This is a genomic window from Paraburkholderia sp. FW306-02-B, from assembly GCF_058782725.1.
Map to the genome: position 1 here is coordinate 3,063,925 of NZ_JBYSXZ010000001.1, position 24,178 is coordinate 3,088,102.

Annotated in this window: 15 protein-coding genes; 6 read left to right on the forward strand and 9 right to left on the reverse strand. The window is 63.2% G+C overall.

Features of this window, described 5'->3' with window-relative positions:
• Positions 1-448 precede the first annotated feature (448 nt).
• The 4 genes from AC3WOG_RS13625 to AC3WOG_RS13640 all read left to right on the forward strand — a co-directional run bounded on the left by AC3WOG_RS13625 (position 449) and on the right by AC3WOG_RS13640 (position 9,649).
• Positions 449-1,285, forward strand: coding sequence for an IclR family transcriptional regulator (locus AC3WOG_RS13625; protein ID WP_492578491.1), 837 nt, complete (start codon positions 449-451; stop codon positions 1,283-1,285).
• 477 nt (positions 1,286-1,762) lie between these two features.
• Positions 1,763-3,184, forward strand: coding sequence for an MdtA/MuxA family multidrug efflux RND transporter periplasmic adaptor subunit (locus tag AC3WOG_RS13630; protein WP_492578492.1), 1,422 nt, complete (start codon positions 1,763-1,765; stop codon positions 3,182-3,184).
• 18 nt (positions 3,185-3,202) lie between these two features.
• Positions 3,203-6,325, forward strand: a complete 3,123-nt coding sequence (locus AC3WOG_RS13635; protein ID WP_492578493.1) for an MdtB/MuxB family multidrug efflux RND transporter permease subunit — start codon at positions 3,203-3,205, stop codon at positions 6,323-6,325.
• A 3-nt stretch (positions 6,326-6,328) separates the two neighbouring features.
• Positions 6,329-9,649, forward strand: coding sequence for an efflux RND transporter permease subunit (locus AC3WOG_RS13640; protein ID WP_492578494.1), 3,321 nt, complete (start codon positions 6,329-6,331; stop codon positions 9,647-9,649).
• A 585-nt stretch (positions 9,650-10,234) separates the two neighbouring features.
• Here AC3WOG_RS13640 and AC3WOG_RS13645 read toward each other — a convergent pair.
• From AC3WOG_RS13645 to AC3WOG_RS13660, 4 genes are all read right to left on the reverse strand, one after another.
• Positions 10,235-11,365 (reverse strand): IS110 family RNA-guided transposase, encoded by a 1,131-nt coding sequence (locus tag AC3WOG_RS13645; RefSeq protein WP_492578495.1) that lies wholly within the window; start codon positions 11,363-11,365, stop codon positions 10,235-10,237.
• Between the two features lie 879 nt (positions 11,366-12,244).
• Positions 12,245-12,709 (reverse strand): hypothetical protein, encoded by a 465-nt coding sequence (locus tag AC3WOG_RS13650; RefSeq protein ID WP_492578496.1) that lies wholly within the window; start codon positions 12,707-12,709, stop codon positions 12,245-12,247.
• A gap of 109 nt (positions 12,710-12,818) precedes the next feature.
• Positions 12,819-13,382: a peroxiredoxin gene (locus AC3WOG_RS13655; RefSeq protein WP_492578497.1), complete on the reverse strand. Its 564-nt coding sequence runs from the start codon at positions 13,380-13,382 to the stop codon at positions 12,819-12,821.
• 228 nt (positions 13,383-13,610) lie between these two features.
• Positions 13,611-14,948 (reverse strand): EAL and HDOD domain-containing protein, encoded by a 1,338-nt coding sequence (locus AC3WOG_RS13660; protein ID WP_492578498.1) that lies wholly within the window; start codon positions 14,946-14,948, stop codon positions 13,611-13,613.
• Positions 14,949-15,270: 322 nt separating this feature from the next.
• Between AC3WOG_RS13660 and AC3WOG_RS13665 the strand changes: the two genes are divergently transcribed.
• Together AC3WOG_RS13665 and AC3WOG_RS13670 are read left to right on the forward strand one after the other, a co-directional pair.
• Positions 15,271-17,085 (forward strand): putative bifunctional diguanylate cyclase/phosphodiesterase, encoded by a 1,815-nt coding sequence (locus AC3WOG_RS13665; RefSeq protein ID WP_492578499.1) that lies wholly within the window; start codon positions 15,271-15,273, stop codon positions 17,083-17,085.
• A 91-nt stretch (positions 17,086-17,176) separates the two neighbouring features.
• The gene (locus AC3WOG_RS13670; protein ID WP_492578500.1) at positions 17,177-18,634 is read left to right on the forward strand and encodes an HDOD domain-containing protein; all 1,458 of its coding nucleotides are present in this window, start codon (positions 17,177-17,179) and stop codon (positions 18,632-18,634) included.
• Positions 18,635-18,762: 128 nt separating this feature from the next.
• Here AC3WOG_RS13670 and AC3WOG_RS13675 read toward each other — a convergent pair whose 3' ends face one another.
• Genes AC3WOG_RS13675 through AC3WOG_RS13695 form a run of 5 tightly spaced genes read right to left on the reverse strand, consistent with a single transcriptional unit; the run spans position 18,763 to position 24,161 of the window.
• A complete protein-coding gene (locus AC3WOG_RS13675) occupies positions 18,763-19,533 on the reverse strand; it encodes a class II aldolase/adducin family protein (RefSeq protein WP_492578501.1) in 771 nt (256 codons plus the stop codon).
• Positions 19,534-19,574: 41 nt separating this feature from the next.
• The gene (locus AC3WOG_RS13680; RefSeq protein ID WP_492578502.1) at positions 19,575-20,594 is read right to left on the reverse strand and encodes a ketopantoate reductase family protein; all 1,020 of its coding nucleotides are present in this window, start codon (positions 20,592-20,594) and stop codon (positions 19,575-19,577) included.
• A gap of 1 nt (position 20,595) precedes the next feature.
• Entirely contained in the window at positions 20,596-21,318 is a 723-nt protein-coding gene (locus AC3WOG_RS13685; RefSeq protein WP_492578503.1) for an ABC transporter ATP-binding protein, read from the reverse strand.
• Positions 21,319-23,127: a branched-chain amino acid ABC transporter ATP-binding protein/permease gene (locus AC3WOG_RS13690; protein ID WP_492578504.1), complete on the reverse strand. Its 1,809-nt coding sequence runs from the start codon at positions 23,125-23,127 to the stop codon at positions 21,319-21,321.
• Complete coding sequence (locus AC3WOG_RS13695) at positions 23,124-24,161, reverse strand: branched-chain amino acid ABC transporter permease (RefSeq protein WP_492578505.1); 1,038 nt, start codon at positions 24,159-24,161, stop codon at positions 23,124-23,126. Before AC3WOG_RS13695 ends, AC3WOG_RS13690 begins: the two co-directional genes overlap by 4 nt.
• Between the last annotated feature and the right edge of the window lie 17 nt (positions 24,162-24,178).

Sequence of the window (24,178 nt, forward strand, 5' to 3'; positions counted from 1 at the left end):
TGTGCGCCATTAGCGCACAAAAAAAAGGCGTCACGTTGCCGTGACGCCTTAAAAAGTTCTAGCCATTCCGAGGGCCGTGCTAGAACCTGAGAGACGGTATTTCGAAAGTTTGCCCGGCGACGCGGGCAGGAACAGCGCGGACAACTGACAGACACAAGGCGGACAGCGGCGCGACCACGTTTGGCTCAAAACTTCAGTTCGAAACTTGAAATTCTCGAACACCAAACCGTCTTTCGAAATGAGATTCCATTTTTTATGGTTATGCTGACTAAGTCAAGCAAAATCTGGAGAGCCGTCTTTCGTCTCGGCAAAATATTCCGATACAATGAATCTTCAGATGAAAAATGGACTCCATGCTCCATGAGGGGCCCGTCGGCAGACGGTATTGCCGGATGGCCGCCAATAGCGTGTGATCAATAAAATTGAAATATAGTTCCAAAAAAACGACATGATCCGACCGACGCCTTCCCAGACTGCTGCCGACCCAGCCAGAGAGAAAGAGGGCTCGGGAGACGAAGTCACCGCGCTGGCACGCGGCTTGACTGTGTTGCGCTCGATCGCGGCCGCTGACGCGCCGCTCAGCAACCGCGAACTGACCGAACTCACCGGCATTCCGAAACCGACCGTCTCGCGGATCACGGCCACGCTGGTCAGCGCGGGTTTCCTGTTCCGTTTGCCGGACAGCGAACGTTTCGTGCTGACATCGTCCGTGCTGGAACTGAGCAACGGCTTTCTGCGCAATTTCGACATCCGGGCCCGCGCGCGGCCGTTCCTGATCGAACTCGCCGAACGCACCGCCCTGTCGGTGCACCTGGCCGTGCGCGACCGCCTCGACATGGTGGTGATCGACGCAATCCGGCCGCGTTCGGCGGTGCTGGTGTCGCGCCTCGAAATCGGCTCGCGGATGAATCTGAGCCGCACCGCCATCGGCCGCGCCTATCTCGCGGCGCTCGCCGAACCGGAACGGGAAAAGCTGCTGATCGGCTTGCAAGCCGCTGAAGGCGACGATTGGGGTCACGTCAGCAGCCGGCTGGAAGCCGCGCTGCAAGAAACCACCGAGCAAGGCTTCGCCATCGCGACCGGTGAATGGTACGACGGCCTGAACGCGATCGCGGCGGGTTTCATCGGCCCGTCGGGCGAACGCTATGCGGTTAACTGCGGCGGTTCGGCGGACCAGTGTCCGCGCGACTGGCTAGTGGCGCGCGCGGCGCCGGCGTTGCTCGAATGCATCTCGAAAATCGTCCTCGAAATCGGCGGCACGCCTGGGCGCCGCCTCGACAACTGAGCCGCGTCGAAGCGCCCCAGTCAACACCCGGCGCATCCAGTAACCTTCGTAATCAAAAGAAAAATACACGGGTGGACTGTTACAGAGCACGCGACGTAGGATCATGCTTTCCCGTCGCGGGGCGCTGCCCGGGATTGCCGCTACAGGGCGCTGTCGGCGTGCTAAATGAGGCTCCTTGCACCTGTATCCGGCCCCGGTACCTTACCGGCATCGTGGCCGCGGTATGCGCAGTTCGCTGCAGCAATCCGGCTCACTGCACAGGTCCATAACGGCCCGGCCGACCTGTCACGATAGTGCTCCGCGTAACATCTTTGGTTAACATCTTTGCCCCGCGCCTCGGGTAGCATCGCGCTGAACAAGCGCGGCGCCCCCGCTGTCGAAACCGCCTGTTACGCCGCGTGCGCGCCGAGCCGCCGAACTGTCGAAGCAGCCCGTCACCCAGCGGCCCACATCCAAGCCAGCCACCTGACCGAACCGATGGACGAACAACAAAAGCATTCGGAAACCTCACGCCCTGCCGCTCCGGCTTCCCAACCGGGTTCGCAACCGCCCGCCACCGGCCGGCCGGCCGGCGGTCCCGCGGACGCCCCTGGCGTGGTGCGACGGCATCGCGGCCGCAACATCGCACTGATTGTCGCGGCGCTGGTGATCCTTGGGTTCGTGCTGTGGCGCTGGCATCCGTGGGGCGGACCGGCCGGCCGCGCCAGCGCGGCTGCCGGAGCGAGCGGCGCAAGCAGCGGCCGCGCGGGCCGCGGCGGCCCTCCGGGCGGCATGGCCAACCTGCCGCAGCCCGTTCACGTCGCTACCGCCATGCAAGGCGAGATGCCGGTCGTGCTGAGCGCGCTCGGCACGGTCACGCCGCTCGCCAATGTAACCGTGCTGCCGCAGTTGAGCGGCGTGCTGCAGGACGTGTATTTCAAGGAAGGCCAGATGGTCAAGAAGGGCGATGTGCTCGCGCAGATCGACCCGCGTCCGTATCAGATCTCGCTCGACAACGCGCAAGGCACGCTGGCGCGCGACGAGGCACTGCTGCAAACCGCCCGCCTCGACCTGAAGCGTTACCAGACCCTGCTCGCGCAAGACTCGATCGCAGCCCAGCAGGTCGACACGCAGGCCTCGCTCGTCAGGCAATACGAAGGCACGGTGAAGTCCGACAGGGCTAACATCGACACCTTCAAGCTCGACCTGGTCTACGCGCGCATCACCGCGCCGGTGTCGGGGCGAGTCGGTTTGCGCCAGGTCGATCCGGGCAACTACGTGACGCCGAGCCTGACCAATGGCATCGTCGTGATCACGCAGTTGCAGCCGATCAGCGTGATCTTCACGACCTCGGAGGACAACCTGCAACAGATCCTCCAGCAAACGCAAACCGGCACGAAGCTCTCGGTCACCGCTTATGACCGCAGCAACACGACCTCGCTCGAAGGCGGCACGCTCGAAACGCTCGACAATCAGATCGACACCACCACCGGCACGGTCAAGCTGCGCGCGATCTTCCAGAACACGAAGAACCTGCTGTTCCCGAATCAGTTCGTCAACACGCGCCTGCTGGTGAGTACGATCAAGGACGCGGTGATCGTACCGACGCCGGCCGTGCTGAACGGCTCGATGGGCCAGTTCGTGTACGTCGTGAAACCGGACAACACGGTGACGGTGCGACCGGTCAAGATCGGTCCGGTCGACGGCGAGCGCACCAGCATCAAGTCGGGCTTGCAAGTCGGCGAGCGCGTCGTGATCGACGGTTCGGACCGCCTGCGCGAAGGCGCGCAGATCACGATTCCGGCCGACAAGCCGCGCGGCGCCTCGGGCGCCCGCGGCGCGAGCGGAGCGGCCGCGGCGTCGGGTGCATCCGGCGCACGCGGGCATCACGGCAGACACCCGGCGCAAGCCTCGCAATAAAGGCATGGCAATTACCGCATGAATCCATCCCGCGCCTTTATTCTGCGTCCCGTCGGCACTGCCCTGCTGATGGCGGCGATCATGCTGGTCGGTCTCGTCGCGTTGCGCTTCCTGCCGCTGTCCGCGCTGCCCGAGGTCGACTATCCGACGATCCAGGTGCAGACCTTCTATCCGGGCGCGAGCCCGGACGTGATGACTTCATCAGTCACCGCGCCGCTCGAACGGCAGTTCGGGCAGATGCCGTCGCTGAATCAGATGTCGTCGCAAAGCTCGGCCGGCTCGTCGATCATCACGTTGCAGTTCAGCCTCGATCTGCCGCTCGACATCGCCGAACAGGAAGTCCAGGCCGCGATCAACGCAGCGGGCAACCTGCTGCCGTCCGACCTGCCCGCGCCGCCGATCTACGCGAAGGTCAATCCGGCTGACGCGCCGATCCTCACGCTGGCGCTCACGTCGAAAACGCTGCCGCTCACGCAGGTGCAGGATCTCGCCGATACGCGCCTCGCGCAGAAAATTTCGCAGGTCGCGGGCGTGGGTCTGGTGAGCCTGTCCGGCGGTCAACGCCCGGCCGTGCGAATTCAGGCGAACCCGCGCGCGCTCGCCGCCTATGGTCTGAATCTCGACGACCTGCGCACCACGATTTCGAACCTGAACGTCAACACGCCGAAGGGCAATTTCGACGGCCCCACGCGTAACTACACGATCAACGCGAATGATCAGCTGACCGACGCCGACGCGTACAAGAGCGCGGTGGTCGCGTACAAGAACGGCCGCGCGGTGATGTTGACGGACGTCGCCACCATCGTGCAAGGCGCGGAAAACACCAAGCTCGGCGCGTGGGTGAACAACACGCCGGCGATCATCCTGAACGTGCAGCGTCAGCCCGGCGCGAACGTGATCCAGGTGGTCGACAGCATCAAGGCGCTCTTGCCGCGGCTGCAGCAGTCGCTGCCCGCCGCGCTCGATGTCGAGATCATCACCGACCGCACCACCACGATCCGCGCGTCGGTGCGCGACGTGCAGTTCGAACTGCTGATGTCCGTGGTGCTGGTGGTGCTGGTGATGTACCTGTTCCTCGCCAACATCTACGCCACGATCATCCCGAGTCTGTCGGTGCCGCTGTCGCTGATCGGCACGCTCGCGGTGATGTACCTGTGCGGCTTTTCGCTCGACAACCTGTCGCTGATGGCGCTGACGATCGCGACCGGTTTCGTGGTCGACGACGCGATCGTGATGATCGAGAACATCGCGCGGTATGTCGAAGAAGGCGAATCGCCATTGGAGGCCGCGCTGAAGGGCTCGAAGCAGATCGGCTTCACGATCATTTCGCTGACGGTTTCGCTGATCGCCGTGCTGATTCCGCTGCTGTTCATGGGCGACGTGGTCGGGCGGCTCTTCCACGAATTCGCGATCACGCTCGCGGTGACGATCGTGATCTCGGCGATCGTCTCGCTGACGCTCGTGCCGATGATGTGCGCCAAGCTCCTGCGCCACACGCCGCCGCCCGAGAGCCACCGCTTCGAAGCAAAAGCGCATGCGTTCATCGATTATGTAATCGCCCGTTACGCCGTCGCGCTCACGTGGGTGCTGAACCGGCAACGCTCGACGCTGTTCGTCGCGGTGCTCACGCTGGTGCTGACCGGCGTGCTGTATGTGTTCATTCCGAAGGGCTTCTTCCCGGTGCAGGATACCGGCGTGATCCAGGCGATCACGCAGGCGCCGCAGTCGGTGTCGTATGCGTCGATGGCCGAGCGGCAGCAGGAACTGGCCGCGCAGATCCTGAAGAACCCGGACGTGGAAAGCCTGACTTCGTTCATCGGCGTGGACGGCAGCAACATTACGCTCAACAGCGGCCGCATGCTGATCAACCTGAAGCCGCGCGACGACCGCAAGAACACCGCGAGCGACGTGATCCGCCAGCTGCAGCAGGACGTCGCGCATATTCCCGGCGCGTCGCTATACATGCAGCCGGTGCAGGATCTGACCATCGATTCGACGGTCAGCCCGACGCAGTATCAGTTCATGCTGACTGATCCGAACATCGGCGAATTCACCACGTGGGTGCCGAAGCTGGTCGCCCGGTTGAAGCAGTCGCCGGAACTCGCCGACGTCGCCACCGACTTGCAGGACAACGGCCAGTCGGTCTACATCGAGATCGACCGCGCCACCGCGTCGCGTTACGGCATCACGCCCGCCACCGTCGATAACGCGCTGTACGACGCGTTCGGCCAGCGCATCATCTCGACCATCTTCACGCAGTCGAACCAGTACCGCGTGATTCTGGAAGCGCAGCCGCAGATCCAGCACTACACCGAATCGCTGAACGCGATCTACCTGCCCTCTTCCACGTCGTCGGGCGGCCAGGTGCCGCTGTCGTCGATCGCGAAGTTCGTCGAGAAGCCCGCGCCGCTGCTGGTCACGCACTTGAGCCAGTTCCCGGCCACCACCGTGTCGTTCAACCTCGCGCCCGGTTCGTCGCTCGGCGCGGCGGTGAAAGCGATCGCTCAGGCGGAGAAAGATATCGGCTTGCCTGCATCGTTCCAGACGCGCTTCCAGGGCGCGGCGCTGGCGTTCCAGGCGTCGCTGTCGAACGAGCTGTTCCTGATTCTGGCGGCGATCGTCACGATGTATATCGTGCTCGGCGTGCTGTACGAGAGCTTCATCCATCCGATCACGATTCTGTCGACGCTGCCGTCGGCCGGGGTCGGCGCATTGCTCGCGCTGCTGATGACCGGGCATGATCTCGACATCATCGGCATCATCGGCATCGTGCTGCTGATCGGTATCGTGAAGAAGAACGCGATCATGATGATCGACTTCGCGCTCTATGCCGAGCGCGAGGAAGGCAAGCCGCCGCGCGAGGCGATCTACCAGGCGTGTCTGCTGCGCTTCCGGCCTATTCTGATGACCACGCTGGCCGCGCTGCTCGGCGCGCTACCGCTGATGCTCGGCACCGGTGCGGGGTCGGAACTGCGCCGGCCGCTCGGTATCGCGATTGCCGGCGGCCTGGTCGTGAGCCAGCTGCTCACGCTGTTCACGACGCCGGTGATCTATCTCGCGTTCGACTCGCTCGGCCGCCGGGCGCGCGAGCGCTTCAATCGTGGCACGCCAACGCCGCCCGCCACCGATGCAGGGAGCTGACCGATGAACCTGTCGCGTCCGTTTATCTCCCGCCCAGTCGCCACTACCTTGCTGGCGATCGGCATCGCGCTGTCCGGCATTTTCGCGTTTTCCAAGCTGCCGGTCGCGCCACTGCCGCAGGTCGATTTCCCGACCATTTCGGTGCAGGCGACGCTGCCGGGCGCAAGTCCGGACACGGTGGCGACCAGCGTCGCCAGTCCGCTCGAGCGGCATCTCGGCTCGATCGCCGACGTGACCGAGATGACTTCGACAAGTTCGGTCGGCTCGACGCGGATCACGATGCAATTCGGCCTGAACCGGGACATCGACGGCGCCGCACGCGACGTGCAGGCGGCCATCAATGCCGCGCGCGCCGATCTGCCGGCCAGCCTGCGCAGCAACCCGACGTACCACAAGGTGAATCCCGCCGACGCGCCGATCCTTATTCTGGCGCTCACGTCGAAGACGTTGACCGCCGGCCAGTTGTACGACTCGGCGGCCACCGTGTTGCAGCAGTCGCTGTCGCAGGTGGACGGTGTCGGCGAAGTGGATGTGAGCGGCTCGGCCAACCCGGCGGTGCGCGTCGAACTGGAACCGCAGGCGCTGTTCCACTACGGCATCGGTCTCGAAGACGTGCGCGCGGCGCTCGCCGCGGCCAACGCGAACAGCCCGAAAGGTTCGATCGAGTTCGGCCCGAACCGCGTGCAGATCTATACCAACGACCAGGCCAGCAAGGCGGCGCAGTACCGCGACCTCGTGATCGCGTATCGCAACGGCGCGGCGGTGAGGCTCTCCGATGTGTCGGAAGTGGTCGATTCGGTCGAGGACCTGCGCAACCTCGGCCTCTTCAACGGCAAGCGTTCGGTGCTGGTGATTCTGTACCGCCAGCCGGGCGCGAACATCATCGAAACCATCGACCGCGTGACCGCGATGCTGCCGCAGTTGCACGCGTCGCTGCCCGCCGACGTCGACATCGCGCCGGCCGCCGACCGTTCCACGACGATCCGCTCGTCGCTGAAGGACACCGAGCGCACGCTGATGATCGCGGTGGCGCTGGTGGTGATGGTGGTGTTCCTGTTCCTGCGCAACTGGCGCGCAACGCTGATTCCGAGCGTCGCCGTGCCGATTTCGATCATCGGCACGTTCGCCGCGATGTACCTGCTCGGCTTTTCGATCGACAACCTGTCCTTGATGGCGCTAACGATCGCGACCGGTTTCGTGGTCGACGACGCGATCGTGGTGCTGGAGAACATCTCAAGGCATATCGAGAACGGCGTGCCACGCATGCAGGCCGCATTTCTCGGCGCGCGCGAAGTCGGCTTCACCGTGCTGTCGATCAGTATCTCGCTGGTCGCCGTGTTCCTGCCGATCCTGCTGATGGGCGGCATTGTCGGGCGGCTGTTCCGCGAGTTCGCGCTGACGCTGTCGCTGGCGATCGCGGTGTCGCTGATGGTCTCCCTCACCCTCACGCCGATGATGTGTTCGCGCCTCCTGCGCGAGCCGCACGAAAAGACGGAAGAAGGACGCTTTGGACGCTGGCTCGAACGCGGCTTCACGTCGATGCATCGCGGTTACGAGCGCACGCTTGGCTGGGCGCTGCTGCATCCGCGCCTGATCGTGACGATTCTGCTCGCGACCATCGGGCTGAACATCTGGCTGTACATCATCGTGCCGAAGGGCTTCTTTCCACAGCAGGACACGGGCCGGCTGATCGGCGGCATCCAGGCCGACCAGAGTACGTCGTTCCAGGCGATGAAGGGCAAGTTCTCGGAAATGATGGAGATCGTCGGCAGGAATCCGGCGGTGGACAGCGTGGCCGGTTTCACCGGCGGTCGGCAGACCAACTCCGGCTTCATGTTCGTGTCGCTGAAACCGAAAAGCGAGCGCAAGATATCCGCCGACCAGGTGATCCAGCAACTGCGCGCCCCGCTCGGCGACATGGCCGGCGCGCGAACTTTCCTGCAGGCGGTGCAGGACATTCGCGTCGGCGGCCGGCAATCGAATGCGCAGTATCAGTTCACGCTGCTGGCCGATTCGACCACCGATCTGTACCTGTGGGGACCCAGGCTCACCGAGGCGCTGCAAGCGCGCCCCGAACTCGCCGACGTGAATTCCGACCAGCAGCAAGGCGGTCTCGAATCGATGGTGACGATCGACCGCGCCAGCGCCTCGCGCCTGGGCATCAAGCCGGCGCAGATCGACAACACGCTGTACGACGCGTTCGGCCAGCGCCAGGTATCGACGATTTACAACCCGCTGAACCAGTATCACGTCGTGATGGAAGTCGCGCCGAAGTACTGGCAAAGCCCCGAGATGCTGAAGCAGATTTACATCAGCACCTCGGGAGGCAGCGCGAGCGGCGCGCAGACCACCAACGCGCCGGCCGGCACCGTGACGTCGAAGGCGACCACATCGACCTCGTCTTCGACTAGTGCGTCGACAGGTGGCACGGCGGGCACGACCGCATCGAGCGCGGCGAGTATTGCCGCCGATTCCGCGCGCAACCAGGCGATCAATTCGATTGCGGCGAGCGGCAAGTCGAGTGCTTCGTCGGGTGCGGCCGTATCGACCTCGAAGGAAACGATGGTGCCGTTGTCGGCGATAGCGAGCTTCGGACCGGGGAATACGCCGTTGTCGGTGAATCACCAGAGCCAGTTCGTGGCATCGACGATTTCGTTCAATTTGCCGCCGGGCGTGTCGTTATCGACGGCGACGCAAGTGATTTACGACACGATGGCGCAGATCGGCATGCCGGGGACGATTCACGGCAGTTTCCAGGGAACGGCCCAGGCGTTTCAGCAGTCGATGTCCGACCAGCCGATTCTGATTCTGGCCGCTTTGGCGGCGGTGTATATCGTGCTCGGGATGTTGTATGAGAGTTATATCCATCCGCTGACGATTTTATCCACGCTGCCCTCCGCGGGCGTTGGAGCGTTGCTGGCTTTGCTGTTGTTCAAGACCGAGTTCAGCATCATTGCTTTGATCGGGGTGATCTTGCTGATCGGCATCGTGAAGAAGAACGCCATCATGATGGTCGACTTCGCTATTGAAGCCTCCCGGCAGGGGTTGTCGTCGCGAGATGCGATTTTTCAGGCTTGTTTGCTGAGGTTTAGGCCGATCATGATGACTACTTGTGCTGCCCTCCTCGGGGCGTTGCCGTTGGCTTTTGGACGAGGGGAAGGGGCGGAGCTTCGGGCTCCGCTGGGGATCGCTATTGTGGGTGGGTTGATTGTCAGCCAGATGCTGACTTTGTATACCACGCCGGTGGTTTATCTTTATATGGATCGGATTCGAGTTCGATGGGAGTCGAGGAAGGCTCGACGGGCCGGGATTGCTCCTTCTTGATTTTTCTGCCTTTGGCGGCGGCGTTGTTTTGTGCGCCTGCGGCGGTGGCCTTTGTTTTTTACCTATGCGGCGGGTTTGGTTGTTCGCCTGCGGCGGTGGCTTGTTCTTTTTCTATGGGTTTATTAGCGTTGCCCCTGTGCTGTTTGCCTGCTCGGCGCTTTTTGGCTGTGTGCCCGCGGGGTTGGCCTTTCCTTGATTTGTTATTGGTCTATTAGCGTCGCCCCTGTGCGGGGCAGGCACTTACTTTCTTTGCCGCCGCAAAGAAAGTAAGCAAAGAAAGCGGCTTCACACCGCTGATATGACTCCCGGTGTCAATCGGGATCGGTTTTTCGGTTTCTCAAATTCATATTTACCTGAATTTCCTGAGGGCGACGTAGCAGTACATCTCGACGGTGGATCACGCTGATATCCGCGGGTTGGGTACCGCATTACAGAGGTCCGCCCAATGAGCCTGCCGCAATCTAAAGCCGCAAGTCGGATGCAATCCGTTGCGTAGCGGTGTCGCGGGTTACTCGTGTGCCGGGCTACGCCGCCTTCAGGAAACTCCTCCAGTGTCAGGTTGGGGCAACGGGGCTGGATGTTGCATCATGCCAGGCGCACCTCGTGCGGTACGGCCAGCGACATCGCGAGCCGGCTGACGTCCCAGATAAAACCTGCCAGTTCGCGGGCAACCGCGACCACCGCGATGTTCTTCTGCTTGCCGCGCGCGATGAGCTTGCGATAGCGTCGGCACAGCCGCACCTGTGCGTCCCAGGCGCGATCCACGATCGGCTTGGGGATACCTTCGTGGCGGCGCTGGATGTCGGGACTGACACGGGCCGTATGCCGGTAGCTCCAGGCCGCTTCGACGAGCAGCTTTCTCGCGTAGCTGTTGCCGTTCTTCGTGATACTGCCCTGCCGGCGCTTCTCGCCTGACGAGTGTTCCGAGGGCGTCACGCCCAGCCAGGCCATCAGCTGGCGCGGATGGGCAAAACGCGACAGGTCACCCAGCTCCGCGAGCATGCCCACCGCCGTGGTGAACTGCACGCCGCGCATGGTCTGCAGGCCCAGCACGGCCGGATAGAAGCGCCAGTTGGGGACCGCTTCGCGCAACGCGGCCTCCAGTCGCGCGCATTGAGCGAGGCGGTCCTCGATGGTGCGCCGATGTTCCTCGAACGCCAGCTGCTGCCATGCACTGTCGAATGCATGCGCGCCCAGCCAGCGCTGGTGCGCCGGTCCCCAGTCGGCACGGCCTGTATAGCGCACCCCATGCGAGAGCAGGAAAGCCTTCAGCCGTTGCCGTGCACGCTTCAGATCATCTTTGGCGCTGACCCAGGTACGCGCCAGATCGCGGAACGCTTCGTCGTCCACGCCGGGCACGTACACCGCTGACAGGTCGCCTGCGCGCAGTGAGCGCACGAGCTTCACGGCATCACGTCGATCGGTCTTCACACGTTCACCGGGCTTTCTGGGAATCAGCGATGGCGCGCACACCATGCAGTCGAACCCTTTCTGGATGAGTTGCCGGTAAAGCCCATAGCCGCACGGGCCCGCCTCGTAGACGACGCGGATGCGGCGCGCCTTGGACTGCAGGCGCTTGCACAGGCGATCGATATCGGCCTGCCTCGTACCGGTCTTGCCGAGCAGTTCAACCTCGCCCGCATCGAGTGCATAGGCAACCGTGATCGAATCCTTGTGAACGTCGCAACCGACGTACAGCGTGCTATCGTGTTCCATGCTGGCCTCCGTGCCGGAATTCGCCGGGTGCGGCCCGTCCGCACCGTGCGGCTCTGGTAGCAATGCTAACCCGCGTTTGATTCCTCACGGCAGGCCAGCCCTTGCCTCACGGGAGTCATACTGTCTAACGCTTAAGCGGGTCCCCTGGCTTGGAGGAGGCAGTGGAGCATCTGGAATCGGTGCCTTCGCGCACTCCGCGCTGGTGACAAGGCAGTCATGCTTCCGGCGGCGCTGCGCGCGCCGCAGCGGTGCTTCTCAAAACCAATGGGGCGTACGCGCTTCCGGCATCATTCTTCCTGCCTCGCACTGCATGCTCGCCTGAACAGTCTGCAACGGAAACCAAGGGCTTCGTTTGTGCGCAGTGGGGGCCACCGGCTTCGCCTCGGCGAAGCGCTGAATTGTGAAAGTGCCAGCCACCACGCCGAGCGAAATGCAGCCGTGAATTGCAAGCCATCTCGTCGAACGAAATGCAGCCGCGAATTACGTCAGCGCCGCAAAGGCAAGCCCTCACGCATAAACACCGCAGGCGCCGGAGCACCCTACGGGCCCGGTAGGCCCGTAGGTTTTGAAGTACCGCTGCGGCGCGCGCAGCGCCGCCGGAAGGATGACTGCCTTGTCACCAGCGCGGAGTGTGCGAGAGCACTGATTCCAGATGCTCCACTGTCTCCTCCAAGCCAGGGAACCCGCTTCGAAGCTGGCGGTGTAAAGCCGCTTTCTTTTGCCTACTTTTCTTTGCGGCAGGCAAAGAAAAGTAGGTGCCCCCCGCACAGGGGGAACGCTAATAAACCAATAAGAAAAGAAAGGCCAACACCGTAGGCACACAGCCAAAAAGCGCCGAGCAGGCAAACACCCCAACCAGCCGCTACGCGCAAAAAACCCTCAAAGCCTCTGCTCCATAGCGAGCAAAAAAATCCTCTCCCATTGTTTAGCTTGCCGCTCGCCCCGCAAGGGCAAAACCCAAACCCCACGCTTAGCGTCCTTAACCTTAACAGCGACATGCCATTGAGCATCATGGCCCTGCACCTCTGCCCCGAGCAGATCGGCAAAAATATAAAACCCTTGCTCGCCGCCAAGGCGAATCTCACATAACCGCTTACCGGCGGCGAGCCGGACCGACCCCCAGTCACCCCGAACCTCGTGAGTCCAATCCCCATCACGAACATTAGGAGCAACTTCCTTCCGGCGGCGCCACCAATAAACAACAGCAGCAATCAAAAGCGCACCAACAAAAACCGCAACCCCAACAGCAACACCCAAACCAAAAGCCGCCTGCAAGGCATAAAAAGCCCGCACTGCGCCATACACCACCGCAATCAAAGCAATCAACGCAACAATAATCGGCATCGCAAACTCACAGGCAAGGCAGCAAAAAAATCAGCCTGGCATGGCGCAGCCCCAAACCTCAGGGCAAAAAACTATTGCGAAAAATGCGCCGGCGCGCGCACCCCAAACCCTATGGCTGCTTATGCGTCGCAGCCCAATCCTTCACCGCCTTAAGCGTGTTCCCGACATGCTTCTCCGGCGACAGACTCGTGTACTCATAGATGATCTTGCCGTCCGGCGCGATCACGTACGACACGCGATTGGCCATCGAACTATGCATCGGCAAACCGGCGTCGTACTCGCCGATAACCTTCGAGTCGGCATCCGCGGCCACCGGGAATTTGCTGCGGCATTCGCTGACCGAAAACTTCGCCAACGTGTCGATGTTGTCGTGCGACACGCCGATCACGGTCGCGCCATATTTTTTGTACTCATCGACGGCTTCGGCAAACTCATGGGCTTCGATCGTGCAGCCCTTCGTGAAAGCCGCCGGATAGAAATAAACCACCACCGGTCCTTTCTTCAACGCGTCGGCAAGTGAATAGGTGTAGGTCTTACCGCCCAGCGATGCCTGCGTGGTGAACGCCGGCGCTGCATCGCCCGGCTTGAGCGTCGCCGACGCCGTCAGCGAATGCATCGCGAATCCCACCGACAAGACGGCAGCACGCGCCACCGGTATGAATTTCCCCTTCATCTGCAGCCCTCCAGGCGTTAACGCACGCAGTGCGTGCAATGAGCCAAGGGGCGCGGCGTTCATCCGAACACCGCTCACCCCTCCTCCGTTATTGGACCACGTCCGGGTCAAGTGCGTCAGAACTAGCCTACAAGCGGCGCACGAGTCAGCACTCGCAACCGCGCCGCATGGAGCCACGCGCCAAAGCGCAGCGAACCCCGGCCGCGCGGATTGCGCAGCGCGCAAGCTTCAGGCCGCCGTCTCTTCGATATGCGCGCCGAACCATGCAGCCGCCGACAGGTTCAGTTCGGCCAGCACCTCAGGCGTAAGCGTGGCGAAGCCGGCCGGCGCATCGGGACTGGCAGCGATCGGCGCGGCATCGGCGCCCTCGCCCGCCGCTTCGGCAATGCGCAGCAAAGTACCGAGCGGACCGCTACGCGAGACAATCGCCTCACGGATCTGCGGCGCGAGGCCGAGCTTCTCGAGCACGGCAGCGGGCGTGCTGCCGAGCACCACGTGGACCAGCGAAAAAATACCGGTCATGAAAGCCGCATCGGAAAAATCGTCATCGCGTGGACGCAGCCAGCCGGCGGCCAGTTCCATGAAGCGCGAACGCGTGCCGGCCAGTTGCACCAGCGGATCGGCGCGCCACGGCAGCTCGCCGCCGTCGGCGTAGAGCAGCAGTTGTGCCCAGCGCGCAATCTGTCGCGTGCCGGTGGCGATGATGGCCTCGCGCAGCGACGCAATATTGCGCCCCAAGCCGAACGCGCTCGAATTGACGAGGCGCAGCAACTGCACCACGACGCTCGGATTGCGCTTCAGCTCCGCTTCGAGCTCGACGATGCCGGCATCGCGCGACAGCAATGCGAGCAAACGCAGCAAGGCCGGACGCGGCGAGCGGTTACGCGGTGCGGCCAGCACCTGCGGCCGTGCGAAGAAATATCCCTGGAACAGATCGAAGCCGAGCTCGCGAGCCAGCATGAAGTCTTCGCGCGTCTCGATCTTCTCGGCGACCAGTACCTTGCCGTGGCCGCGCACGGTCGCCGCCAGTTTCGCCAGCGCGGATCGCTCGGTCTGCAGGAAGTCGATCTTGACGATGTCGGCGTGCGGCAGCACGGCGATCAGCTCGTCAGACAGCTCGCTTACATCGTCGAGCGCCACCTGGAAGCCCGCGCGGCGCAACTCGGTCAGCCGGCGCGCCAGTTGCGCATCGAACGTCACGGTCTCGAGGATTTCGAGCACGAAGCGCTCAGGCGGCATCAGATGAACGATGTCGTTGAAGAGCAGCGCGCGGTCGATGTTGACGAAGCCGTGGTGCGGGCCCAGTACCGCCGGCACACCGATCCCGCCGATCGTGCGCGCCACTACCTGCGCCGTCGCCTGGGCGTCGTCGCTGACTTCGGCGTAGTTATGCACGCCGGCTCGAAACAATAATTCGTAACCATTCAGCGCGCCGTCGCGATCGAGAATCGGCTGGCGGCCCAGATAGACAAACTGCGCCCGAGCCGCCGGATCGACGCTGTCGGCACATTGAGCAAGCACCTCGACGTGCCCAGGCTCGGCCCTGACAGGGTGACGTTCAGACATGGGCATCGGTGCATGTATTCGGAAAAGCTGTGCAACGGCGTCACGGCCGACGCTGCACAACGGGTTTGCCGCAGGGTTTGCCGCGGGTTTGCCGTATTAACGGACGCGGCGCGATTGCACTTTAACCGAATCGATCCCGCCGCGGGAGCGACTCGCGCAGCCATTCCTTACCAACGGTTTTTTTCAGCTGGCGCTAAAGATTTCCCGCCGCCGGTCGTTATCTTGTTCTGATGGGGCGGCCTGATACCTCTCGACCGCCCGAGAGCACGGCGGGCAGCAAGCCGCCTCGCCTGCAGACGAACACAGGTTCCCAGCGACAAACATGGAAGCGAACAGGATCACCGCGCCCCGCCGGGGCTCCTTGCGCACGGTCATCGACCGGCTGCGGGCGTTCGGCCGGCGCGCGGAGCGCAAACCGCAGTTGGACGCAGGCCGCGCTGCGCAACTGGAACAAGTGGTCGGCGCCGTCGACCTGCTGGCGCACGTCGATCACGAACTGCGCTTTCTTTATGTTTCCGACGCCAGTCTGCGCTTCATCGGTTATCACCGCGAGTATCTCGAGACCATCACGCTGCACGATCTGGTGGCGCCCACCGATGTCCAGCGCCTCGACGCGCTGCTCGCGCGCGCCGCCACGACGGGCAACGTCGAGAAAACGACGCTCGGCCTCATCAAGTCGCTGACCTACCCGATCACGGTCGAACTGCGCGTGGTGCGCACCAACCACGGCGGCATCGACGGTTACGCGATCGCCGGCTTCGACGTGTCGGCCTGGCGCGCCACCGAGGAACGCTTGACCCAGGCGCTGCATCACGACCGCCTGACCAACCTCGCCAACCAGTCGGCGCTGATCCCCGCGCTGCTCGACGCGCAACAGCAAGCCGACGCACACGGCACACCGGCCGCGTTGCTGCTGCTCGACATCGACGACTATCAGCGCGTGAACCGCGCGCTCGGCTACGACGCCGGCGACGAAATGCTGCGCGACACCGCGCGGCGTCTGTTGAACATGACGAGCCCGAGCGAGACGATCGCGCGCGTGGCCAGCGACGAGTTCGCGATCCTCGTGAAGGCGGCGACGGATCGCACCCACGCGGCGGCGGCGGCCGAAGCGCTAGCCCGCCGCCTGTTGACCGCAATCCAGCAACCGTACGTATTCAACGGCCAGCAGGTGCATCTGTCGGCGAGCATCGGCATTGCGCTCTACCCCGACGTGCGCCACGCCAACGACACCGCCGCGCACGACACGCATCTGCTGCGCTGGGCCGACCATGCGCTGCAGCAGGCCAAGGCGGCCGGCGGCAACACGCTCGCCTTCTATGTGCCGGACGACAACCCGGCCGACGCCGAACGTCTGCAGCTCGAAGCCGATCTGTACGACGGCGTGCGCAACGGCGAGTTCTCGCTGCACTTCCAGCCGATCACCAGCAGCCGCACGCATGGCGTGGTCGGCGTCGAGGCGCTGATCCGCTGGCTGCATCCCGTGCACGGCCTGGTTCCCCCTTCGATGTTCATTCCGCTCGCGGAATCGATCGGCCTGATCAACTTTCTCGGCAACTGGGTGTTGAAGGTGGCCTGCATGCAGTTGATCCAGTGGGACGCGCAGGGCATCTCGTTGCAGTACGTGGCCGTGAACGTGTCGCCGCAGCAGTTCCGCGATCCGCGTTTCAAGGACGCCGTACGCGAAGCGATCGAACTGACCGGCATCGATCCGCGCCGCGTCGTGTTCGAGATCACCGAAAGCCTGCTGATGCACGACCCGGCGCACGCCAAAGGCCTGCTCGAGGAATTCACCGCGATGGGCATTCGCTTCGCCATCGACGATTTCGGCACCGGCTATTCGAGCCTCGCTTACCTGCAGCGATTCCCTCTCGCGAAGCTCAAGATCGACAGGAGCTTTGTCGAGAATCTGCTAACCTCCCGGAACGATCAGGCGATCGTTAGCGCGGTCGTGGGTCTCGCGCAAACACTCGATCTCGAACTGGTCGCCGAGGGTGTCGAAACGGAAGAACAGCGCACCCTTCTGACCGAAATGGGATGCGACCATATTCAGGGTTGGCTCGTCTGCAAAGCGTTGCCCTCCGACGAACTCGCACAGCGTTTCGAATCACGCACGCTACACTTGCACGCCGCCTAGCGATGCAGGCGAAGCGCTTGTGCAGTGGAACGAGCCGGCTTCACGCCGGCGTGGCACTCATTGGAACTTGTATGGCTTTTGCGGGAATCACATGGTAAAGGCGGCGGTGCTCGACAGGCTCTGGACGCGAATGAGCGAGCGTGGCGATTTCCCCATGCTGTCGCAGTCGCTGCGTACCACCATGGCGGCAATGAACAACGACGACCTCGACTTCACCGGACTCGTGCAAGTCGTGTTGTCGGATTTCGCGTTGACGCAAAAAGTGCTGCGCCTCGCCAACTCGGCCATGTATATGGCGTTCGGCGGCAACATCACGACCGTGTCGCGCGCGCTGATGGTGCTCGGCATGGATGCGGTCGGCCACCTCGTCGTCGGCCTGAAGATCGTCGATCACTTTCATCACAGCGCGCCGCGCCGCATCGACGCGAAACTCGAATTGAACCGCACGCTGCTGTCGGGCTGCGTCGCGCGCAAGCTGACCGAGCGCGGCGATCTGCGCGCCGGCGAGGAGGCGGTGGTCTGCACGCTGATGCGGCAGATCGGCAAGCTGCTGGTGGTGTTCTATCTCGACGCAGAGTGGGATCAGATCCGCCGCCACATCGAAAGCGGCACGCTCGAATCCGACGCCTGCGTCCTCGTGCTCGGCGTAACGTTCGACGAAATCGGCATGGAAGCGGCCACACGCTGGCGTCTGCCGGACATGATCCGCTCGGGCATGGGCGAGTTCGATCCGCAGGATACCGAGCAGCCGCGCCAGGTGCAGTGGCTGCGCGCCATCACCAACTATTCGACGGCCGTGGCCGGCGTGCTGACCCAGCAAAACATGCCGGACTGGGAACGCGAATCCCGCATCGGCGAATTGGCCCATGATTACAGCCGCGCGCTGAACACCGACCCGGAGGTGCTGCTCGATATGAGCGTCGCGCTCGCCCGTGAAGAAGGCGGCGACGGCGTGATGCGCGAAATCGTCGAGTTGCGCGCCAATGCGGACGCGATTGCGCGCGAGGCGCTCAATCCGGAAGCGCGCATCACGGCAGGGGTCGAAGATCTGCGTGCCCTGCCCGCCGGCAGCCCGCTCGCGCCGGCGCTGGCAATGGCCTCCGAAACCGTGCTGGCCGGCCTCGGATTTGCGCGCACGGTTGTGTTCGTCAAGCACAGCAACGGCACCTTCAGGGCGCGCCTCGGTCTCGGTCCGAAAATCGACGCGGCGCTGCCGAAGCTATCGTTCAACACCGCCTTCGAGCCCGACGTATTTCATCTCGCGATAGCGAACTCGGTGGGCATCTTCATCGAGAACGCGCGCGATCCGAAGATGGTCGCGCGACTGCCCGACTGGTTCCGCCGCTCGTTCGACGACACGCGTGCGTTCGTGCTGCTGCCGGTGGTCGACGAGACCGAGAAGACCGTCGCGCTACTCTACGGCGACTGGTCGGATACCCAGGAGGCGCGCCGGATCTCACAGAAAGAGATGGGCGCGCTAAATGAACTGGCCAGGGAGTTAGGACGTTTTTTCGCCCAGGGGCAAATGCAGGAAATGGAGACGATGTGAAGACGTGGCGTGATCGTTGATCACGGTGCTTCAATTCTCCCGCATTTGCCCTAAATCGAGTTGGCCGATCAAGTTACTGAAACTCGCGGCCTGACTCAGGCGACGCAGTTGATGCTGCCGTCGCCCCCTCACCCAACCCGACGCGCACGCCGCATCTTCCTCACCATTGCATCAAACAGCTTGATCGCGAACCGATCGTTGCGAATCAGTTGCGCCGCCAGTTGCGAACAACGCTCCTTGATGGCGTCCGACAGCGGTACATCGTCGCCGCGCAGCGCCGCCGCCTGGCATTGAATTTCCGCGGCGCGCTGCGCGGTCCACAGCAGCATGAAGGTGCCCGGAATATCCTTCTCGCAAACGGCAATGCCATGGTTGCGCAGCACCAGCACATGCTTGTCGCCGAGGCTGGCCAGCATGCGCGCCTTCTCGTCGGCGAACAGCGTGATCCCTTCGAACGTGTGGTAGGCCACGCGTCCAAACAGCTGCGCGCCGTAAAAGTCGTCGTAGCGAAAGCCTTCTTCCTTTAACGCAATGGCCGAGATCGGCGTCGTATGCGTATGGACGATGCAATGCACGTCTTCTCGCGCGCCATGAATCGCGCTATGCAACGCAAACCCGGCCGGGTTGCCGGGATACGGCGACGGCTCGACCAGATGGCCCTCGTGGTCGACCTTCAGCAGGTTTTCCGGCGTCACTTCGTAATAGTTCAGGCCGAACGGATTGACCAGATAATGAGCGTCTGCCCCGGGCAAGCGCGCCGAGATGTGGTTGAAGATCATTTCCGTCCAGCCCATGTAATCGACCAGATGGTAGAACTCCGTCAGTTGAATGCGCAGCGCCCATTCGGCATCGTCGATGTGAGCCGGCTTGCGGATGTCAGAGAGGATGGCGTATGTCATGACTGTTTCCGGTTAAAAAGCAAAGCTGTATCGCGCGCGTTTTACCGAAGCGCGCGCTGCGTCGTTCGAAAGCGCGTCAGCGCGAGAATCGCGCGGGTCGTCGGCATCGGAATGCCATACCGGTCGGCAAGCTCCAGCACCGCGTCGCCGATCGCCGCCAGTTCCAGACGCTGCCCCTTCTCGTAGTCCTGCAGCATCGAGGTGCGGAATGCCCCCATCTTTGCCCCCTGGGCGAACAACGCATCCTGATTCAGCGCGATGCGCGCCCCGTAACGCTGCGCAACGCTCATCACCTCATCCATCATGTCGGCTACCACCTCGCGCAACTCCGCCGCGCCGTAGATGTCCTGCAAGGTTCCTCCCGTAACGACGGAAAGCGGATTGGACGTGAGGTTGCCGATCAGCTTGGTCCACACGTCATCGCGAATGCGGCTGCTCGCGCGTGCCTCGATGCCCACGCCCGAGAGCAGCGCGCAGACCTGCTGCAGGCGCGCGCTCGGAAGATTGTCCAGTTCGCCCAGAATCATCCGGTGTGGATTGGTCGCGATCACGCTCCCGGGTTCCCGTACCTCGGCGGTGATATAGACGACGCAGCCGAGGATTTGCCGCGCCGGCAGCATCGCTGCGAGCCTGCCGTCCGGGTCCACGGCGCGTATCGATTCGCCATCGAGGCCACCGCTTTCACCACCGAAAAACCACCACGGCACGCCGTTGACCGCCGGCACGATCAGCGTCTCTTCGCCGAGCATCGGCGCGATAGATGTCACCAGACCGGCTAGCGCATGAGCCTTTGCACACACGAACACGATGTCCTGAATACCGAATTCAGCTTGATCGCTGACCGGCACCTTCACCTGGGTCGCCCCGGACAGATCAGTCAGTTCAATACCGTGCCGGCTAATGGCCGCTAGTGTCGCGCCACGCGCGAACACGCTGAGCGCATGTCCACCGGCGGCGAGCCGCGCCGCCAGCGTGCCGCCAATCGCGCCCGCGCCGGCCACGCAGATCTTCGGCGACGACGGCATACCGCCGCGACGCACTTGTTCTTCTACCCAACCCATTTCAAGCTAATCCCAGGTAGACGTCGACGATTCGCGAGTCCCGCGCGATCTGATCCGCCGGTCCTTCCATCGTCAACGCGCCGGTTTCCAGCACATAGGCATAGTCCGCGACCTTCAGCGCAGCGCGCGCGTTCTGCTCGATCAGCAGGATCGACACGCCACGCTCGCGCAATGCGGCGACAATGCGAAACACCTCACGCACGATCAGCGGCGCGAGCCCCAAACTCGGTTCGTCGAGCATCAACAGCTTGGGCCGCGCCATCAGAGCGCGGCCGACGGCCAGCATCTGGCGTTCGCCGCCGGAGAGGGTGCACGCAGCCTGGGTGCGGCGTTGCCGCAAGCGCGGGAACAGCTCGTAGACTTCCTGCATGGTCTGCGAATGATCGCGATGCCCCTGGCGAATCCGGCTGAACGCGCCCAGCAACAGGTTGTCTTCCACCGGCATTTCGGCGAACAACTCGCGCTTTTCGGGCACGAGATTCATACCGGCCGCTACCCTGTCTTCGATCTGCGCATGCGCGTGATGGCGGCCGCAAAATGCAATCTCACCCTCCGACGGCAGCACGCCCATCAGCGCCGACAGCAGCGTGGTCTTGCCCGCGCCGTTCGGCCCGATCACGGTCACGATCTGCCCTTCGCCCACCTGCAGGCTGACGTCCGACAGCGCGCGCACCTTGCCGTATGAGGCCGACAGGTTGCGTACCTCCAGCAGTTGTCCGGCCATTCAATCCTCCCCGCCCAGATAGGCCTCGAGCACGGCCGGATGCTTTTGCACCTCGGCCGGCAGACCCTCGGCAATCTTCTTGCCGAAATCCATCACCACCACGCGGTCGACCAGGTTCATCACAAAGTCCATGTCGTGCTCGACAAGCAGAATCGCCAGTCCCTCTGCGCGCAGTTTGTTCAGCAACTCGGCGAGATCGCGCTTTTCCTGATAACGCAGACCGGCAGCAGGCTCGTCGAGCAGCAGCAGGCACGGATCGGACGCCAGCGCCCGGGCGATTTCCAGCACGCGCTGCTGACCTAGCGCGAGCGACCCGGCCTCCTCGTTCAGATACGCACCCAACCCGACCCGCTGGATCTGCCGCGCCGCTTCGGCCAGCAAACTGCGCTCCTCGGCCTGCCCGCACCGGAACGCGGCGCGCAGCACGCCACCGTTGCCGCGCAGGTGCGTACCGAGCGCGACGTTGTCGAGCACGCTCATCCGGCTCAACAGCCGCACGTGCTGGAAGGTGCGGCTCATGCCGCGCTGGGCGATCTTTCTCGAGCCGATGCCGGTGATGCACTCGCCGCGAAACACCACTTCGCCGGAGGTCGACGTATCGACGCCGGAGATCTGGTTGAACAGCGTGCTCTTGCCCGCGCCGTTCGGCCCCAGCAACGCGACGATTTCCGCTGCGTGCACGGTCAGGCTGATGGAATCGTTCGCCACCAGACCACCAAAGCGGCGCGTGACGTCGCGCACTTCCAGCAGAACTTCGCCCCTTGGCGGCATGGACCGCCTCGGCAACGCGGCGGCATTCGCGTCCACGCGAAGACCTGCCCGGCGCACGCTCCGCCCGATGACCGGCAGCCGGCGCGCGAGCAGCGGCCACAATCCGCCACGCGCGTAATGCAGCAAAAACACCATGCCGAAGCCGAATACGATGATTTCAAAGTTGCCGGTTTCGCCGAGCAGCTTCGGCAGGATGTTCTGCAGCCACTCTTTCGTGATGGTGAACACGCCCGCGCCCAGCAACGCGCCCCACACCTGCCCCGCGCCGCCGATGACGGCCATGAACACATAGTCGATCCCCATCTGGATGCCGAATGGCACCGGGTTCACGAACTGCTGCATATGCGCATAGAGCCAGCCGGACGCGCTCGCCTGCAGCGCAGCGATGATGAAGATCACCATGCGCGCCTGCGCCGTATCGACGCCCATCGCTTCGGCCATCACCGTGCCGCCCTTGAGCGCCCGTATCGCGCGGCCCGCGCGTGAATCGAGCAGATTGCCGGTACAGACGATCGCCGCCAGCAGGAACAGCCAGATCAGGTAGTACATGCGCGCGCCATCGCGCAGGTTGAAGCCGGCCACCGTCACCGGCGGAATATCGGCGATGCCGGTATTGCCGCCCAGTCCGCCGATCGCGCCGAACGCGTAATAGAGACTCAGGCCCCACGCGATTGTCCCAAGCGGCAGGAAGTGACCCGACAGGCGCAAGGTCAGCACACCGATCAGGCAGGCCGCCACCAGCGTCAACAGCAGACCGGCCACGAGCGTCAGCCATGGCGATGCGCCGAGCCAACCGAACCATGCCGGTAACGTAGCGCCCTGTACGCTCAGCACAGCGGTGGTGTACGCGCCAATGCCGACAAAGGCCGCCTGGCCGAAACTGGTCATGCCGCCGACGCCGGTCAACAGCACGAGGCCGAGCGTCACGAGCGCATAGAGGGCGATGTAATTGAGCAGCGTCACGTAAAACGGCGGCAGCACCAGCGGCCCGATCGCCAGCAACACCAGCGCGCAGAGAAAGATGCGGCGAGGCGTCATTCTTCCTCCTCAACAGGATGACTTTTCAGTGAGCGCCACAGCAGCACGGGAATGAGCAGCGTAAAAACGATGATCTCCTTGTAGGGACTGGCCCAGAATGCCGAGAGCGATTCGATCAGCCCCACCAGAAACGCACCGGCCGCCGCGACTGGATAGCTGATGAGCCCACCGATAATCGAGCCGACAAAGCCTTTCAGACTGATCAGAAAACCTGAATCGAAATACAGCGTCGTAAGCGGCGCGATCAGAATGCCGGACAGCACGCCGATTAGCGCAGCGATGAAAAACGTCGCCTTGCCCGCGAATACCGGCGAAATACCCATCAGCCGGGCGCCCAGCCGGTTGAATGCGACCGCGCGCAATGCCTTGCCATAGACGGTGCATTCGAGCGCCTGGCGCATCACGATCATCAACAGTACGGATGTCGAAATAATCAGCAATGCCTGGCTGCTCAGGTTGACGGCGCCGAGTTGCAGCGGCACGTCGATGAACGGCGTGATGCGTGCGCCCTCGGGGCCGAAGATCAGCAGACCCAAACCGACCAGCGCCATATGCACCGAAATCGACACGATCATCAGCACCAGCACCGACGATCCGGCAAGAGGTTGATAGAAGAGCCGGTACAACTGCGGACCGAGCGGCACGATCAGCGCGAATGTCAGCAGCGCCTGCACCGCAACGGGCAGTTGCGTCACCGGCAACACATGCACCATTCCAGCCAGCGCGAACGCGTAAGCGAGCTTCCCGCACCCGGTGGCCGACAGGCGAAGCGTGCGCGTTCGCCGATAGCGCTCGGCGAGGTCCGCCACTGCTTCGGCCACCGAAAAGGCGGCCAGCAACCAGGCCACGAGTAGCGGCTTGCCCGCCTGCATCGCCGCCATCGTCAGCGCACCGTAGACCACGAATTCACCCTGCGGGATGAACAGCACCCGGGTGACACTGAATACCAGCAGGATCGACAACGCCAGCAACGCATAAATCGCACCGTTGGTGAAGCCGTCCTGACCGAGGATCAAAACAATTTGAGCGTTCATCGGGACGTCCGGCCTTG